This is a genomic window from Streptomyces sennicomposti, assembly GCF_019890635.1.
Classification (GTDB): domain Bacteria; phylum Actinomycetota; class Actinomycetes; order Streptomycetales; family Streptomycetaceae; genus Streptomyces; species Streptomyces sennicomposti.
Window position 1 is genome coordinate 1 of the sequence record NZ_JAIOAB010000027.1, and the last position, 16,960, is coordinate 16,960.

Sequence of the window (16,960 nt, forward strand, 5' to 3'; positions counted from 1 at the left end):
CGGTCCCCGCGCGGGGACTTCGTCCCCTGCACCCCACTCAGTTCAGGTGAACGGGCGAAGGCCGAAGCGGAGCCCCCGGTCGAGGACCTGGGGTCAAGCCCCGGAGGCTTCCACCGCGCCGGACGACGCACAGGCGCCCCCCGGGGTGCAGGGGGCGGAGCCCCCGCGGGGGCCGGAGCGAAGCCCCCTTGCCCACCGAGCCGGGTGGGCAAGGGCTGGGGCGGAGCCCCGCCGAGGGCAAGGGCGGGGCTCCGATCCTGCCGGTGCTGGGGACGGAGACGCCCGCGGGGCCGGGGCGGAGTCCCGAGCCGGAGGCTTGCTCCGTACCGAGTCGGGCGGGCAGAGGTCAGGGGCGGGAGCCCCCGTGGGGGTTCGGGGCGGAGACCCGGGGGCGGGGCCCTGGTCCCCACCGAGTCGGGCGGGTGGGTGGGCCGAGGAGCCGTAGGAGCCGTAGGAGCCGTAGGAGCCGTAGGGGCATCCCCGCGCCCCCCCGGTGTGACCTTCGCCGCTCCCGGCGGGGGGACTGTGCAGGCACATTACCCACGAGTAGCATGAGTGCTGAGCGCGCGCTCAGCATCTGCGCGCCGCAGCAGTGCCATCCCGCACCCTGGAGGAGAGCCATCGTGCCTCGTACCGTCAGGGACGTCGTCTTCGTCGACGGCGTCCGCACCCCGTTCGGCAAGGCGGGCCCGAAGGGCATCTACCACGAGACCCGCGCCGACGACCTCGTCGTCAAGGCGATCCGGGAGCTGCTGCGCCGCAACCCCGGTCTCGACCCGAAGAAGGTCGACGAGGTCGCCATCGCCGCCACCACCCAGATCGGCGACCAGGGTCTGACCATCGGCCGCACGGCCGGCATCCTCGCGGGCCTGCCCACCTCGGTCCCCGGCTACTCCATCGACCGCATGTGCGCCGGCGCGCTCACCGCCGTCACCTCGGTCGCCGGCTCCGTCGCCTTCGGCGCGTACGACGTCGCCATCGCGGGCGGCGTCGAGCACATGGGCCGCCACCCGATGGGCGAGGGCGTCGACCCCAACCCGCGGTTCGTCAGCGAGAAGCTGGTCGACGAGTCGGCCCTGTTCATGGGCATGACGGCGGAGAACCTGCACGACCGCTACCCCCAGATCACCAAGCTGCGCGCCGACGAATACGCCGTGCGCTCCCAGGAGAAGGCCGCCAAGGCGTACGCCAACGGCAAGATCCAGGCCGACCTGGTGCCGATCTCGGTGCGCCGCACCAACCCGGAGGGCGGCGAGACCGGCTGGGGCCTGGTCACCGCCGACGAGCCGATGCGCCCGGGCACCACCCTGGAGAACCTGGCGAACCTCAAGACGCCGTTCCGCGTCCACGGCCGGGTCACCGCGGGCAACGCGGCCGGTCTGAACGACGGCGCCACCGCCTCCGTGATCGCTAGCGAGGACTTCGCCCGCGAGAACGGCCTGCCGGTCAAGATGCGCCTGGTCTCCTACGCCTTCGCCGGCGTGGAGCCCGAGGTCATGGGCTACGGCCCGATCCCGGCCACCGAGAAGGCGCTCGCCAAGGCGGGCCTGTCCATCTCGGACATCGGCCTGTTCGAGATCAACGAGGCGTTCGCCGTCCAGGTCCTGGCCTTCCTGGATCACTACGGCATCGCGGACGACGACGAGCGCGTCAACCAGTACGGCGGCGCGATCGCCTTCGGCCACCCGCTGGCCTCCTCCGGCGTCCGGCTGATGACGCAGCTGGCCCGCCAGTTCGAGGAGCAGCCGCAGGTCCGCTACGGCCTGACCACCATGTGCGTCGGCTTCGGCATGGGCGCGACGGTCATCTGGGAGAACCCGCACTTCGACGGAGGCGACAAGTGAGCACCACCGCTGAACTCCTGAAGGGCGCGGCCGAGCTGTTCCCGGACGAGGTCGTCACGCAGGCGCACGTACGCCACTTCGACCTGCCGCTGGGCGCCGGGCGCTTCGCGCTCATCACCCTGGACAACGGCTTCGACCACACCAAGCCGACCACCTTCGGCCCCCAGTCGCTGGCGAACCTGAACGCCGCGATCGACCAGGTCGAGAAGGAGGCCGCGGACGGCGAGATCGTCGGCGTCGGCGTCACCGGCAAGCCGTTCATCTTCGCGGTCGGCGCCGACCTCAAGGGCGTCGAGCTGCTGAAGCGGCACGAGGACGCGCTGGCCATCGGCAAGGGCGGCCACGAGGTCTTCAAGCGTCTGTCCGCGCTGGCCGTGCCGACGTTCGCGTACTACAACGGCGCGGCGATGGGCGGCGGCGTCGAGGTCGGCCTGCACTGCACCTACCGCACGGTGTCCGCGGCCCTGCCGGCGTTCTCCCTGCCGGAGGTCTTCCTGGGCCTGGTCCCGGGCTGGGGCGGCTGCACGCTGCTGCCGAACCTGATCGGCGCGGACAAGGCCGTCACGGTCGTCATCGAGAACAGCCTCAACCAGAACCGTCAGCTCAAGGGCAAGCAGGTCTACGAACTGGGCATCGCCGACGCCCTGTTCGAGGGCGCGGACTTCCTGGAGCAGTCGCTGATCTGGACGGCGTCGGTCCTCAAGGGCGAGATCGCCGTGGAGCGTCCGGCGATCGACCGCGGCGAGGCCTGGGACCAGGCCGTCGCGCGCGGCCGGTTCATCGCCGACTCCAAGGTGCACGGCGCGGCCCCGGCCGCCTACCGCGCCCTGGACATCATCGCCGCCGCCAAGGACGGTGACCTGCAGGCCGGTTACGACGCCGAGGACCAGGCCCTCGCGGACCTGATCATGGGCGGCGAACTGCGCTCCGGCATCTACGCGTTCAACCTGGTGCAGAAGCGCGGCAAGCGCCCCGCAGGCGCGCCGGACAAGAACCTGGCCCGCCCGGTGACCAAGGTCGGCGTGGTCGGCGCGGGCCTGATGGCCTCGCAGCTGGCCCTGCTGTTCCTGCGCCGTCTGGAGGTGCCGGTCGTCCTCACGGACATCGACCAGGAGCGCGTCGACAAGGGCGTGGGCTACGTCCACGCCGAGATCGACAAGCTGCTCGGCAAGGGCCGCGTCAACCAGGACAAGGCCAACCGCCTCAAGGCGCTGGTGACCGGTGTCCTGGACAAGGCCGAGGGCTTCGCGGACGCCGACTTCGTCATCGAGGCCGTCTTCGAGGAGATCGGCGTCAAGCAGCAGGTGTTCGCCGAGGTCGAGGCGGTCGCCCCGGCGCACGCGATCTTCGCCACCAACACCTCCTCGCTGTCGGTGACCGAGATGGCGTCGAAGCTGAAGAACCCGGAGCGGGTCGTCGGCTTCCACTTCTTCAACCCGGTCGCGGTCCTGCCGCTGCTGGAGATCGTCCGCGGCGAGCAGACCGACGACGCCTCGCTGGCGACGGCGTTCGCGGTGGCCAAGAAGCTGAAGAAGACCGCGGTCCTGGTCAAGGACGCCCCGGCGTTCGTGGTCAACCGCATCCTGACCCGCTTCATGGGTGAGATCCAGAACGTCATCGACGAGGGCACCCCGGTGGAGGTGGCGGAGAAGGCGGTCGAGCCGCTGGGTCTGCCGATGTCCCCGCTGGTGCTGCTGGAGCTGGTCGGCCCGGCGATCGGCCTGCACGTCTCGGAGACGCTCAACAAGGCGTTCCCGGACCGCTTCACGGTCTCCCCCAACCTGAAGGCGGTCGTCGAGGCCGGCAAGCGCGGCTTCTACGTCTACGACAGCGGCAAGCCGGAGCTGGACCCGGAGGTCGCCGCGCTGCTGAAGCAGGGCGACACCGTGCTGACCGAGGAGCAGGTCCGCGCCCGTGTCCTGGACGCGGTGGCGCAGGAGATCGGTCTGATGCTGGACGAGGGCGTCGTCGCCGAGGCGCAGGACATCGACCTGTGCCTGATCACCGGCGCCGGCTGGCCCTTCCACCTGGGCGGCATCACGCCGTATCTGGACCGTGAGGGCGTGTCGGAGCGGGTGAACGGCAAGCGGTTCCTCGCGCCGGGCGTCGCGTCGGTCCCGGCGTAACGCTCACCGGACGTGAAGAGGGCCCCCGCCGTGGCGGGGGCCCTCTTCACGTCGCCGGGCGGCCTACGCTGAGGCCATGGAGACCAGCCCCGAGGACCCCGCCCTGCTCGTGATCGTGGACGGTGCGAACACCGTCGGGTCGGTGCCCGACGGCTGGTGGCGCGACCGCCGGGCGGCGGCGGAGCGGCTGCGCGACCGGCTGGCCGCCGACGGGGTGCCGCGCCTGGCCGAGCGGGCGGAGATCGTGCTGGTCGTGGAGGGCGCGGCGCGCGGGGTGGAGCCGGTGCCCGGGGTGCGGGTGGAGGCGGCGCCGGGCAGCGGCGACGACCTGATCGTGGAGCTGGTCGGACGGGCGGGCGACCGGGACGTCGTGGTGGTGACGGCCGACCGGGAGCTGCGGCGCCGCGTCACGGACCTCGGCGCCGAGGTCACGGGCCCGCGCGCGGTACGCGACTGAGGGCGCGGCGCGGCCCGTGCGGTGCGCGGGCGGGGCCGTACGGCGCGCTGACGGCCGTACGGCATCCGGCGGCACGGCGGGCCCGTACGGGCCGTCCGGGGGCGCTCTGACGCCCCGTTACGCCGTCCCGCCGCTCCCGGTGCCCGACGTGTCCGGTCCCGGCGCGCCCGGGGTCCTGCCCGCCGTCCGTTCGCGTTCGGCGAGGCGGCTGTGGGTGCGGCCGTAGACGAAGTAGACGACGAAGCCGATCGCCATCCAGACGGCGAAGCGGACCCAGGTCTCGGCGGGCAGGTTCAGCATCAGCCACAGGGAGGCGCAGACCGAGAGGATCGGGACGATGGGGACCCAGGGGGTGCGGAAGGCGCGGGGCAGGTCGGGGCGGGTGTTGCGCAGGATGATCACGCTGATGGCGACCACGACGAAGGCGAACAGCGTGCCGATGTTCACCAGCTCGGCCAGCACGCTGAGGCTGGTGAAGCCCGCGACGATCGCGATGACGACGCCGAGGAGGATCGTCGGGCGGTAGGGGGTGCGGAAGCGCGGGTGGGTGTGCGAGAAGAACCGGGGCAGCAGTCCGTCGCGGCTCATCGCGAAGAAGACGCGGGCCTGGCCGAGCAGCAGGATCATGCACACCGTGGTCAGGCCGACGGCGGCGCCGAAGCTGATCAGACCCGCGAACCAGGGGTGCCCGGTGGCCTTGAACGCGTCGGCGAGCGGGGCGTCCACGGAGAGCTTGCTGTACTTCTGCATGCCCGTCACGACGATGGACACGGCGACGTAGAGCGTGGTGCAGATGACGAGCGAGCCGAGGATGCCGCGCGGCACGTCGCGCTGCGGGTTGCGGGTCTCCTCGGCGGCGGTGGCCACCACGTCGAAGCCGATGAAGGCGAAGAAGACGACGGAGGCGGCGGTGAAGATGCCCATCACGCCGAAGTTGGAGGGCGCCCAGCCGAACATCAGCTGGATGAGCGGGGCCTTGAGGTTGCCGCCCGCGGGCACCGGCTCGGACTTGGGGACGAACGGGTCGTAGTTGCCGCCCTTGACGAAGAAGGCGCCCGCGATGATGACGACGAGCACGACGGCCACCTTGATCGCGACGACGACCGTGGTGACGCGGGCGGAGAGCTTCATGCCGACGACGAGGATCGCGGTGAGGACCAGGACGAGGGCGGCGGCGAGGATGTCGAAGCCGAACCCGGAGGCGCCGTCGCGCCCGGCGAGGTACTCGGGCAGGTGCCAGCCCGCGTTGTCGAGCAGCGAGTGGATGTAACCGGACCAGCCGACGGACACCACCGCCGTGCCGAGCGCGAGTTCCAGCACCAGGTCCCAGCCGATGATCCAGGCGGGGAACTCGCCGAGGGAGGAGTAGGAGAAGGTGTACGCCGATCCGGCGACGGGGACGGCGGAGGCGAACTCGGCGTAGCAGAGCGCGGCGAGGGCGCAGACGACGCCGGCGACGACGAAGGAGAGGGCCACGGCGGGGCCGGCGGTGTTCTTGGCGGCCGTGCCGGTGAGGACGAAGATGCCGGTGCCGATGATGACGCCGACGCCGAAGACCGTCAGGTCGAGGGCGGACAGGGACTTCCGCAGCGCGTGCTCGGGTTCCTCGGTGTCCTGGATCGACTGTTCGACGTTCTTCGTCCGGAACAGCGAATTGCTCACGGGCCTACCTCCCACGCGCGTCGTCCTCGACATGGCTCGACATGATCGAGAGGGCTGGGGATGCGTATGCCCCCGCACAGGCAGGTTCACGCAGCCGCGCCGGTTCCGCCACCTGTGGCGGGCCACCCGGACGGGCCCGCCGGCACGCCCGAACGGCTCCGGCCGCGCCGGAGGGCGCGGCCGGATCGGTCGGGGGCGGCCGGAGCCGGCCGGTGGCGTCAGTCGCGGGCCGGCTGCGCCGTCTGGTCGATCTCCGCGGCCGGGCGTTCGAAACGGCCGTCGAGCTTGGCGACGAGGCCGGTGACCTGGCGGGCGATGTCCGGCGCGGTGAGGCCGATCTCCGCCATGACCTCGGCGCGGGAGGCGTGGTCGAGGAAGCGCGGCGGAATGCCGAAGTCGCGCAGCGGCACGTCCACGTCCGCGTCGCGCAGCGCCTGCGCGATCGCCGAGCCGACGCCGCCGACGCGGGAGTTGTCCTCGACGGTGACGACGACGCGGTGGCGTTCGGCCAGCGGGGCCATGGCCTCGTCCACGGGCTTGACCCAGCGCGGGTCCACGACGGTGGCCGAGATGCCCTGCTTGTCGAGCAGGGCGGCGATCTCCAGGCACATCGGGGCGAGCGCGCCGACGGAGACGAGCAGCACGTCCGGGGTGTCGGTGCCGGGCTCGCGCAGGACGTCCATGCCGCCGACGCGGCCCACGGCGGGCACGGCGGGGCCGACGGCGCCCTTGGAGAAGCGGACGACGGTCGGGGCGTCGTCGACCTGGACGGCCTCGCGCAGCTGGGCGCGGACCTGGTCGGCGTCGCGCGGGGCGGCCAGCCTGAGGCCGGGCACGACCTGGAGGATGGACATGTCCCACATGCCGTTGTGGGAGGCGCCGTCGGTGCCGGTGACGCCGGCCCGGTCCAGGACGAAGGTGACGCCGCACTTGTGCAGGGCCACGTCCATCAGCACTTGGTCGAAGGCGCGGTTGAGGAAGGTGGCGTAGACGGCGAAGACGGGGTGGAGTCCGCCGTGGGCGAGGCCGGCGGCGGAGACCGCGCCGTGCTGCTCGGCGATGCCGACGTCGTAGACCCGGTCGGGGAAGGCCTTGGCGAACTTGTCGAGGCCGACCGGCTGGAGCATGGCCGCGGTGATGGCGACGATGTCCTTGCGCTCCTTGCCGAGCTTGACCATCTCCTCGCCGAAGACGGAGGTCCAGTCGGCGCCGGAGGTGGCGATGGGCAGGCCGGTGTCGGGGTGGATCTTGCCGACGGCGTGGAAGCGGTCGGCCTCGTCCTGGAGGGCGGGCTGGTAGCCGCGGCCCTTCTCGGTGAGGCAGTGCACGATGACCGGGCCGCCGAAGCGCTTGGCGCGGGTCAGCGCGGACTCCAGGGCCTCGATGTCGTGGCCGTCGATCGGGCCGACGTACTTCAGGCCGAGGTCCTCGAACATGCCCTGCGGGGCGATGAAGTCCTTCAGGCCCTTCTTCGCGCCGTGCAGCGTCTCGTACAGGGGCCGGCCGACGACGGGGGTGCGCTCGAGGACCTCGCGGGTGCGGGCGAGGAAGCGCTCGTAGCCGTCGGTGGTGCGCAGGGTGGCGAGGTGGTTGGCGAGGCCGCCGATGGTGGGCGCGTAGGAGCGCTCGTTGTCGTTGACGACGATGACGAGCGGGCGGTCCTTGGCGTCGGCGATGTTGTTGAGCGCCTCCCAGGCCATGCCGCCGGTCAGCGCGCCGTCGCCGATGACCGCGACGACGTGGGCGTCGCGCTCCAGGACCTCGTTGGCCTTGGCGATGCCGTCGGCCCAGCCGAGCACGGTGGAGGCGTGGCTGTTCTCGATGACGTCGTGCTCGGACTCGGCCTGCGAGGGGTAGCCGGACAGGCCGCCCTTCATCTTGAGCTTCGAGAAGTCCTGACGGCCGGTGAGGAGTTTGTGGACGTAGGACTGGTGGCCGGTGTCCCAGAGGACCTTGTCCCTGGGGGACTCGAACACGCGGTGCAGGGCGATGGTCAGCTCGACGACACCGAGGTTGGGCCCGAGGTGGCCGCCGGTCTTGGAGACGGCGTCGACCAGGAAGGTCCGGATCTCCTGTGCCAGCTGGTCCAGCTCCTCCAGGCTGAGCCGGTCCAGATCGCGCGGTCCCCTGATGCGGGTCAGCAGCGGCACCCGTGCCTCCTTGCAGTAGAGCTGATCGAGCTTTCGGCGGGCTTGTCGAGTCTAATGTTCCGCCTCGGCGCCCGGTGTCCGGGCGGCGGGTCACAGGTCACGCGAACGGCTGTACCCCGCGGGGAGGGGTCCTATGACCTGCGCACGCCAGAACCGTTGATCATTGAACCGTGACCGGCCTCACGCCCGCCGGATCCGGTCGCGGCCCGCACCCGGCACCCCCGCGGGACCGGACACGGCCGCGCCCCGCACCCCCGCGGGCCCGGACGCGGCTGTGCCCGGCGCCGTCCCCCGGCGCCGGGCACACTCCTCGTGGGGCGGTCGCTCAGGCGCGGCCGGCCGACTTCTGGGTCTTGCGGGTGACCGAGTCGATGACGACCGTGGCGAGCAGCACGCCACCGGTGATCATGTACTGGATCGGGGTGGCGATGCCCTGCAGCGCGAGGCCGTACTGGATCGAGGTGATCACCAGCACACCGAGCAGCGCGTTCCAGGTGCGGCCCCGGCCGCCGAAGAGGCTGGTGCCGCCGATGACGGCCGCGGCGATGACGTTCATCAGCAGGTCGCCGGAGCCGGCGCTCTGGTTGGCGGCCGCGATCTTGGAGGCCCAGAACAGACCGCCGACCGAGGCGAAGAAGCCCGCGATGGCGAAGACCGAGACCCGCACCAGGGTGACGTTGATGCCGGCGCGGCGGGACGCCTCGACGCTGCCGCCGAGCGCGAACACCTTGCGGCCGTACGCGGTGCGGCGCAGCAGGAAGTCGCTGCCGACCAGGACGACCGCGAACAGCAGCACCGCGAGCGGCAGGCCCTTGTACTGGTTGAAGATGATCGCGACGCCGAAGGCGGCGATCGCCAGCAGCACCGTGCGCAGCACGATGTCGCTCAGCGGGCGCGACGGGATGCCGGCGGCCTCGCGGCGGCGGTTGCCGAAGAAGGCCGACAGGAAGTACCCGGCGACCGCGACGACGGCCAGCAGGTAGGCGGCGGCCACGTCCGAGAAGTAGTACGTGGTGAGCTTGCCGACCACGCCGTCGCCGTCGATGTTGATCGTGCCGTTGGAGCCGAGGATCTGGAGCATGAAGCCGTTCCAGAACAGCAGGCCGGCCAGGGTGACGGCGAACGCGGGCGCGCCGATCCGGGCGAAGAAGAAGCCGTGCAGGGCGCCGATGACCGCGCCGGCCGCGAGGGCGGTGACGACGGCCAGCCACTCGTTGACGCCGTGGGTCACGCTCATCACGGCCATGATCGCCGAGGAGACGCCGGAGACGGAGCCGACCGACAGGTCGATCTCGCCGAGCAGCAGCACGAAGATGATGCCGACCGACATCATGCCGGTGGCCACCATGGCGACGAAGATGTTGTTGAGGTTCTCCGCGCCGAGGAAGGCCGAGTCGAGGCTCTGGAAGATGGCGCAGATGACGATGAGGCCGATGACGACCGGCAGCGCGCCGAGGTCGCCGGCCCGGATCTTGCGCTTGAACTCGCCGACGTAGCCGGCGAAGCCCTGCTCGCGCACGAGCAGGCGGGGGTCGACGGCGGGGGCCGCGTCGGCGGCGGCGGCGGGCGCGTCCACGGCCGCTTCGGCGGTGGCCTGGGTCTTGTCGATGCTCACTTCTGAGCCTCCGCGGTGGTGCGCGCCGCACGACGGGTCACGGCGTTGTCCGTGGCGCCGGTGATGGCGGAGATGATCTCTTCCTGCGAGGTGGTCTTGACCTCGAACACGCCGTTGTTGCGGCCGAGTCGGAGGACGGCGACCTTGTCGGCGACGGCCTTCACATCGGCCATGTTGTGGCTGATGAGGATGACCGCGAGGCCGCGCTCGCGCAGTCGCTCGACGAGGTCGAGGACCTGTGCGGTCTGCTCGACGCCGAGGGCTGCCGTCGGCTCGTCGAGGATGACCAGCTTGGGCTCGCCGAGCATGGAGCGGGCGATGGCCACGACCTGGCGCTGACCGCCGGAGAGCGAGGCGATCGGGATGCGCACGCTGGGGATGCGGATGGACAGGGTCTGGAGCAGCTCACGCGAGCGGCGCTCCATCTCGACCTCGTCCAGCACGCCGCGGCGCTTGATCTCGCGGCCGAGGAACAGGTTGCCGACGACGTCGATGTTGTCGCACAGGGCGAGGTCCTGGTACACCGTCGCGATGCCCAGGTTCTGGGAGTCGTGCGGCCGGTTGATCGCGACGGGCTTGCCGTCCCACTCGATGACGCCGTCATCGATGGGGTGGACGCCGGCGATCGTCTTGACAAGGGTGGACTTGCCGGCGCCGTTGTCGCCGACGAGGGCGACCACCTCTCCGGCGTGGACCTCAAGCTCTACGTCGGTGAGCGCCTGGACGGCACCGAATCGCTTGGAGACCCCGCGCAACGCCAGCACGGGCGTAGCGGACACGTGAACCATCTCCTTCGCCGCCTGAGCCTGACCCCGGCGGGAGGTTGAACAAGAAGAGTGAGGGGGGTGCGTTCCGTCCGGCGCCCCGCCGTTGTGCTTGCGGGGCTGTCGGCGGCGGGGCGCCGGACGTGCTGACACGGACGCGCGCTCGGTGGCCGCGCTCTTCCGTGCAGGTCAGCGGGGCCGCCGCGGGGGCGGCCCAGAGGGTGTTACTTCAGGCCGATCTTGTCGCAGGCGGCCTTGTACTTGGCCGTGCAGATCTCGCCCACGGAGTAGTAACCCTCCTTGATGACCGTGTCCTTGATGTTGTCCTTCGTCAGCGAGACGACGGGGACGATCACGGACGGGATGCCCTTCTCGGTGCCGCTGTCGACGGTGCTGGTCTGCAGCGAGCTGTCGATCTTGCCCGTCTTGGCGATCGAGACGGCCATCTTGGCGACGGTCTGGGCCTCCTGCGGGTACGACTTGAAGACGCTCATGTACTGCTCGCCCGCCACGATGCGCTGCACGCCCGCGAGTTCGGCGTCCTGGCCGGTGACCGGGGGAAGGGTCTTCAGGCCCGCGCTCTTGAGCGCGGTGATGATGCCGCCCGCCATGCCGTCGTTGGCGGAGTAGACGCCGACGATCTTGTCCTTGCCGAGGGCGGAGATGGCGCCCTCCATGTTGGCGTTGGCGTTCTCCGGCTTCCACTCCTTGGTGTCGTACTCCTTGCCGACGTTCACCTTGCCGTCGAGGACGCTGTGGGCGCCCTTCTTGAACTGCGCGGCGTTCGGGTCGGTCACGGAGCCGTTCATCATGACGATCTGGCCGGACTTGGCCTTGTCGCCCAGGGCCTTCAGCAGGGCCTCGCCCTGCGTCTTGCCGACCTCCTCGTTGTCGAACGAGGTGTAGGCGGAGATCGGGCCCTCGGCGAGGCGGTCGTAGGCGACGACCGGGATGCCGGCCTCCTTGGCCTTCTTCACGCCCTGCGCGACGGCCTTGTAGTCGACCGCGTCCAGGATCAGCACGTCGACCTTCTTGGTGATCATCGTGTCGATCTGCTGCGACTGGAGGGTCGCGTCCTGCTTGGCGTTGAGGTACTCGACCTTGCCCTTGCCGTTGGTCAGCTCGGAGATCTGCTTCTCGATGATCGGCTTGTCGAACTTCTCGTAACGAGCCGTCTGGTTCTCCGGCAGCAGCAGGCCGACGGTGATGTCGTCGCCCTTGGGGGCGGTGCTCTTGGTGCTGTCGCCCTTGTCGCCGGACTCCTTGGCGCTGCCACAGGCGGCGAGCGAGACGGCCATGGCACCAGCAGCAACGGCGAAGGCCGCACGACGCATACGCGTGTTCACTTCTTCAAACCTCCCTGACGAGGCCGCGTCGTTGCGGCCGAGGTGCGAGGAAGTCAACTCGGCCACACGTGCGACGTCAAGAAGTAAATCCTTAACGAGATGGCAACGGTGCCATCCGTTCTCTAAGTGAAGGCGGGGGCGGCGGCGGTCAGCGCACCGTCCAAAAGGGTTGAATCGCCCATTTCGCTCAACGCCAGGGCGAGCGCGCCGAGCACCTCCGCCCGGCCGCCAAGTGCCCCCGGAAGGACGGACAGTTGCCGGGCCGCGCTGGGGATGGCGTAGCGGCCCACGGACTCCCTGATGGGCCCCAGGACCAGCTCGCCGGCCTCGGCGAGGTCGCCGCCGAGGACGACCCGGCTGGGGTTGAGGAGGTTGCAGAGATTGGCTACCCCGCTGCCGACGTGCCGGCCCACGTCGGCGATCACCCGGCGGCAGCCGGGGTCCCCGTCCCGGGCCAGCCGTACGACGCCCTCCATGGTCAGGTCGCTGCCGTGACTGGGCTGGAGCAGCGGCAGCACGTAGCGGGCGGCGGTGAACGTCTCCAGGCAGCCGCGGTTGCCGCAGCGGCAGACCGGGCCGGACTCGTCGAGCGTGATGTGCCCGATCTCGCCCGCCGTGCCGCCGGGGCCGCGGTAGATCTTGCCGTTGATCACCAGACCGGCGCCCACACCGCTGGCGATCTTGATGTAGGCCAGGTCGCGCACCCCGCGCCCGCTGCCCCAGACCAGCTCGCCGAGGGCGCCGAGGTTGGCGTCGTTGTCCACGTGCACCGGCACGCCGAGGCGCCCCCGCAGCTCCTCGGCGGGCTTGATCCCGCCCCAGCCCGGCAGGATGGCGGTGGAGCCGAGCGTGCCGGACTCCACGTCGATCGGGCCGGGCACGCCGAGACCGACGCCGGCCACCTTGGACCGGTCCACGCCGGTGGCCGAGATCAGCCGGTTGACCAGCTCTTCCGCCCGGTCGAAGCCCTGTACCCAGGACGCGTCCACGTCCAGCGGCTCGGACTCCTCGGCCAGGACCTGATGGGCCAGGTTCCCGATCGCCACCCGTAGGTGCGCGTGTCCGAAATCGACCCCGATCACGATGCCCGCGTCCCCGCTCAGGGAGACGCTGCGCGCCCGGCGGCCGCCCGCGGACGTGGGCGTGACCTGGACCGTTCCGCCGTCCTTCAGTTCCCGCACGATGTTGGAGACGGTCGCCGCTGACAGACCGGTGGTCCGTGCGATCTCCGCCTGCGTGAGGGATCCGGCAAGGCGCACGGCACGTACGACCCGCTCCAGGTTGGCTCGGTGCAGCGATGACTGCGACCCTGGAGTCTCCACGACGACCTCCTGAGCGCGGGGCCGCTTCGGCGAGGCCCCGTCCATGTCCAACAAGTGAACTCTAAGATGAGCCGTTCGGGTTGCCTCCCGTCAAGAGGTTGAACCGTTTCCGGGTACTTGGACACACCCGGGCGGGCGTGATACGGACACGCAGCCGACGGGACACGGATGTGATGTGGACACGCCGAAGCCGCCCCCGGCGGACCGGAGGCGGCTCGATCGCGAAGGACGCGGAAGCGCGGCCGTGGCGGGGGCAGGGGCGGGCCCCGCGCGCCCCGGGCTACTTCAGCGCGCCCGCCGTCAGCCCCTGCACCACCTGGCGCTGGAAGATGATGTAGGCCGCGAGGACCGGCAGCATCGCCATCACCAGACCGGCGAAGAGCCCGGACCAGTCGCCCTTGTAGCCCTGGCTGACGGCCAGCTGGACCAGGCCCTGGGTGAGCACGTGCTTGTCCGGATCCGTGTTGAGCACGGTCGGCAGCATGTACTGGTTCCACTGCCCCAGGAAGTTGAAGATCCCCACGCTGATCAGGCCGGGCTTGGCCATCGGCAGCATGATCTGGAAGAACGTCCGGGTGTGCGAGGCCCCGTCCACGAACGCGGCCTCCGCCACCGAGGCCGGCAGGGTGCGGAAGAACGCGGTCAGGAAGAACACCGTGAAGGGCAGCGAGTAGGCGATGTAGACCAGGATCAGGCCGTGGATCGTGTTCAGCAGCCCCATGTTGTTCACGACGTAGAACAACGGCACCAGCGCCAGCATCACCGGGAAGCTCATGCCGCCGACGAAGAGGTAGTAGATGAAGCGGTTGCCCGGGAAGTCGAAGCGGGCCAGGACGTACGCCGCCATCGACCCGAGCACCAGGGTGCCGACGAGCGAGCCGCCGACCACCAGGACGGTGTTGACGAAGTAGTCGCTCATGTGGGCGTCGGTCCACGCCCGCGACCAGTTGTCGAAGTGCAGCTTGTCGGGCAGCGCCCAGGGCGAGCTGAAGATCGCCCCGTCGCTCTTGAAGGACGTCATCACCGCCCACACCAGCGGCATCACGACCATGATCGCCCAGATGATCAGGATGCCGTGCGAGAAGACGTTGAGGGCGCCGCCCTCCTTCGTCTTCCGGGACGGGGCGCCGGCCGGAGCGCCGGCCTTGGCGACGGCGGCCGAGGACTCGGCCGGTACGGGGGCGGGGGGCTCGGTCGTCTTCATGCTCAGAACTCCAGCCGCTCGCGTCGTCCCAGCCGCATCACCACGGCCGCGAAGGCCAGGGTGACCAGGAGCAGGGCGACGCCGATCGTGGTGGCGTAGGCGGCCTGACCGTCACGGAACGCCTTCTGGTACACGTACAGGACCATGACGGTGGTCGAGTAGTCGGGGCCGCCGGGGCCGGTCGTCATGATCTGCACGACCGCGAACGACTCCGCGCCGAGGGCGAGGATGCCCATGTAGACCCAGCCGGACTGCACGGTGTCCCACAGCAGCGGCAGGGTGATCCGGAAGAAGGTGGTGAAGCGGCTGGCGCCGTCCAGCAGCGCGGCCTCGTAGAGGTCGGCCGGGATGGAGGCCATGCCGGCCGAGAAGAGGACCACGAAGAAGCCGACCTGCGACCAGACGAGCACGGCCATCACGCACCACAGGGCGAGGTTCGGATCGCCGAGCCACAGCGGCTGGAGGCTGTCGAGCCCGAGCCCGCGCAGCAGCGAGTTGATCGCTCCGCTGTCCGGGTTGTACGCGAAAGCGAACAGCAGTGCGACGATGGCGATCGACAGCACCTGTGGGAAGAAGTAGACGATCTTGTAGAAGCCGGAGCCGCGGACGCCGGTGATCACCGGTCCGCCCTTCCGGCGCCGGCCGCCGACATTGATCATGAAGGCGAAGAACAGCGCCAGGCTGAGCGTCACCACCGGCAGCACCAGCGCGAACAGCAGACTGTGCTGCAGCGACTTCCAGAAGATCTCGTCGTCGAGCATCCTCTTGTAGTTGTCGAAGCCGACCATCTTGAAGTCGGGACTCAGGCCGGTCCAGTCCGTGAAGGAGTAGTAGATCGACTGGATGAACGGCCAGACGACGAAGAGCGCGTACAGCGCAAGGGGCAGCGCCAGGAACCCCACGATGAACCGGTATTTGCCGTGCTGCATTGCTGGTGACCCCGATCTGAAGGGCGGACGGCGTCGCCAGGGACCGCCCGGCCGGTGCCGGGCGGTCCCTGGCGACGGACCCTCACTGATGCTTGTAGTGCTTGATCGACGTGTCCTTGGCGGCCTCGTCGGCGAAGCCCTGGATCTTCTTGATGGTCTCCGCCGGGGTGGCGCGGCCGGCCATCATCTCGCCCAGACCGGCCACACCGATCTTCTCCTTCTGGAGCTGCACGTACCAGTCCTGCAGGCGCGGGTTCAGCACATTGGAGCCGGCCTTGTCCAGCGCCGCCACGCCCGACTTCAGACCCGGGGTCAGGTCGATGCCGTCGGTGCCGCCGTTGTAGGCGGTCAGCGACTTCACCTTGGCGGTGAAGTTCTTGGAGGAGGCCTCGCTGAGCATGATGCGCAGCTGCTCCATGCCGCCGGCCGCGTTGGCGGCCTTGGCCGGGACGATGAAGGGCTCCCCGCCGGAGGCCCAGATGGTCCCGAAGGGCATCTTGTCCGAGCCGTCGAGCCCGCTCGGCGCGGAGACGGCGAGGTCGAAGTCCACCGGGATGACGTTCGCCGACTCGTTCTCCACCCAGGAGCCGTTCGGGATGAACAGCGCCTTGCCCTTGGCCCAGGCGGTCTGGGACTGGATGTGGTCCAGGCCCGGCGTGCCCTTGAGGATGTAGCCCTTCTGGTACAGCTCGTAGTACGCCTCGAGACAGGCCTTGACGGCCGGGTGCTTCCAGGCGTTCGGCTCCAGGTTGTCGATGGCGTCCAGCACCTGGCGGCCGCCGACCTTGCCGATCATCGGGTAGAGCGAGAAGGGGAGGTAGTAGGGGTACTTGCCGGCGTAGGTCCAGCCGGCCATGCCCTTCTTCTTGGCCTTCTCGCACAGCGCGAGCATCTGGTCCCAGGTCTCCGGGTACGTCGCGTCCAGCGACTCCAGGGCCTTCTGCGAGTACCAGACGCCGTAGACCGTGTAGGCGTAGTAGAGGATCCAGACCGGGTCGCCGTCGAACTGGCCCATCTCCACGATGCCCGGCCGCAGCGTGTCGCGGACCTTCTTCTGCGGGTCGTCGTAGGAGGGCGCGTCCAGCAGCGGGGTGAGGTCGGCGAGCTGGTTCTTTCCGACCAGGACGCCCATGTCCATCTGCTCGGCGCCGGAGTTGTCGATGAGGTCCGGCGGGTTGCCCTGGTTGAAGCGGGGCTGGAGAGTGGACTGGATCTTCTGGGTGGCGGCGAACTTCACCTTCGCCTTGGGGAAGTTCTTCTGGTAGATCTTCGTGGCGTCCTCGGCGTACTCCTTGCCGAAACCGCCGTCGAACAGGACGAATTCCATCTGCGCGGTGTCATTGACGCCGAGCGGATTCTTCGCCGTCTTCTTGCCCGCCTTGGCCTTGTCCTGCCCGTCGCCGCCACCGCTGGCGCACGCGGACAGGAGGCTCATCGCAGGTACGGAGATCAGCCCCAGGGCCGCGGACCTCTTGATCAGGTCGCGGCGGCCGACGCCCCCGTGGCGTGCGGCGGAAGTGGATCCCATGCGCAAGTCCTCG

At 70.0% G+C, this 16,960-nt stretch carries 12 protein-coding genes; 3 read left to right on the top strand and 9 right to left on the bottom strand.

Annotation, left to right across the window (positions count from 1 at the left end; all coding sequences use genetic code 11):
- Window positions 1-623: 623 nt before the first annotated feature.
- From K7787_RS16900 to K7787_RS16910, 3 genes are all read left to right on the top strand, one after another.
- Window positions 624-1,844, top strand: coding sequence for a thiolase family protein (locus K7787_RS16900; protein ID WP_164389830.1), 1,221 nt, complete (start codon window positions 624-626; stop codon window positions 1,842-1,844).
- Window positions 1,841-3,970, top strand: a complete 2,130-nt coding sequence (locus K7787_RS16905; RefSeq protein ID WP_009191235.1) for a 3-hydroxyacyl-CoA dehydrogenase NAD-binding domain-containing protein — start codon at window positions 1,841-1,843, stop codon at window positions 3,968-3,970. Before K7787_RS16900 ends, K7787_RS16905 begins: the two co-directional genes overlap by 4 nt.
- 76 nt (window positions 3,971-4,046) lie before the next feature.
- Window positions 4,047-4,427 carry a PIN domain-containing protein gene (locus tag K7787_RS16910; protein ID WP_019981733.1) on the top strand — a complete coding sequence of 127 codons (381 nt, stop codon included), beginning with the start codon at window positions 4,047-4,049 and terminating at the stop codon, window positions 4,425-4,427.
- 117 nt (window positions 4,428-4,544) lie between these two features.
- Here K7787_RS16910 and K7787_RS16915 read toward each other — a convergent pair whose 3' ends face one another.
- The 9 genes from K7787_RS16915 to ngcE form a co-directional block, all read right to left on the bottom strand.
- Window positions 4,545-6,089 (bottom strand): amino acid permease, encoded by a 1,545-nt coding sequence (locus K7787_RS16915; RefSeq protein WP_223001913.1) that lies wholly within the window; start codon window positions 6,087-6,089, stop codon window positions 4,545-4,547.
- A 218-nt stretch (window positions 6,090-6,307) separates the two neighbouring features.
- Window positions 6,308-8,239, bottom strand: a complete 1,932-nt coding sequence (gene dxs / locus K7787_RS16920; RefSeq protein ID WP_223001914.1) for a 1-deoxy-D-xylulose-5-phosphate synthase — start codon at window positions 8,237-8,239, stop codon at window positions 6,308-6,310.
- A gap of 325 nt (window positions 8,240-8,564) precedes the next feature.
- Window positions 8,565-9,854, bottom strand: a complete 1,290-nt coding sequence (locus tag K7787_RS16925) for a sugar ABC transporter permease (protein ID WP_223001915.1) — start codon at window positions 9,852-9,854, stop codon at window positions 8,565-8,567.
- Window positions 9,851-10,642 (bottom strand): ATP-binding cassette domain-containing protein, encoded by a 792-nt coding sequence (locus K7787_RS16930; RefSeq protein ID WP_009191231.1) that lies wholly within the window; start codon window positions 10,640-10,642, stop codon window positions 9,851-9,853. The genes K7787_RS16925 and K7787_RS16930 overlap by 4 nt, the downstream gene beginning before the upstream one ends.
- A 200-nt stretch (window positions 10,643-10,842) precedes the next feature.
- The gene (locus K7787_RS16935; protein WP_223001988.1) at window positions 10,843-11,952 is read right to left on the bottom strand and encodes a sugar ABC transporter substrate-binding protein; all 1,110 of its coding nucleotides are present in this window, start codon (window positions 11,950-11,952) and stop codon (window positions 10,843-10,845) included.
- Between the two features lie 134 nt (window positions 11,953-12,086).
- The gene (locus tag K7787_RS16940; RefSeq protein WP_009191229.1) at window positions 12,087-13,286 is read right to left on the bottom strand and encodes an ROK family transcriptional regulator; all 1,200 of its coding nucleotides are present in this window, start codon (window positions 13,284-13,286) and stop codon (window positions 12,087-12,089) included.
- 280 nt (window positions 13,287-13,566) lie between these two features.
- A complete protein-coding gene (locus K7787_RS16945) occupies window positions 13,567-14,490 on the bottom strand; it encodes a carbohydrate ABC transporter permease (RefSeq protein ID WP_009191228.1) in 924 nt (307 codons plus the stop codon).
- 2 nt (window positions 14,491-14,492) lie between these two features.
- Complete coding sequence (locus tag K7787_RS16950; protein ID WP_169436450.1) at window positions 14,493-15,419, bottom strand: carbohydrate ABC transporter permease; 927 nt, start codon at window positions 15,417-15,419, stop codon at window positions 14,493-14,495.
- Window positions 15,420-15,501: 82 nt separating this feature from the next.
- On the bottom strand, window positions 15,502-16,947 hold the full coding sequence (ngcE, locus tag K7787_RS16955; RefSeq protein ID WP_223001916.1) for an N-acetylglucosamine/diacetylchitobiose ABC transporter substrate-binding protein: 1,446 nt from the start codon (window positions 16,945-16,947) through the stop codon (window positions 15,502-15,504).
- Between the last annotated feature and the right edge of the window lie 13 nt (window positions 16,948-16,960).

Excerpts from the sequence above, each read along its gene's own strand:
- K7787_RS16910 (WP_019981733.1), top strand. The coding sequence starts at position 4,047 with ATGGAGACCAGCCCCGAGGACCCCGCCCTGCTCGTGATCGTGGACGGT.
- K7787_RS16930 (WP_009191231.1), bottom strand. The coding sequence starts at position 10,642 with ATGGTTCACGTGTCCGCTACGCCCGTGCTGGCGTTGCGCGGGGTCTCC.
- K7787_RS16935 (WP_223001988.1), bottom strand. The coding sequence starts at position 11,952 with ATGCGTCGTGCGGCCTTCGCCGTTGCTGCTGGTGCCATGGCCGTCTCG.
- K7787_RS16945 (WP_009191228.1), bottom strand. The coding sequence starts at position 14,490 with ATGAAGACGACCGAGCCCCCCGCCCCCGTACCGGCCGAGTCCTCGGCC.
- K7787_RS16950 (WP_169436450.1), bottom strand. The coding sequence starts at position 15,419 with ATGCAGCACGGCAAATACCGGTTCATCGTGGGGTTCCTGGCGCTGCCC.
- ngcE (WP_223001916.1), bottom strand. The coding sequence starts at position 16,947 with ATGGGATCCACTTCCGCCGCACGCCACGGGGGCGTCGGCCGCCGCGAC.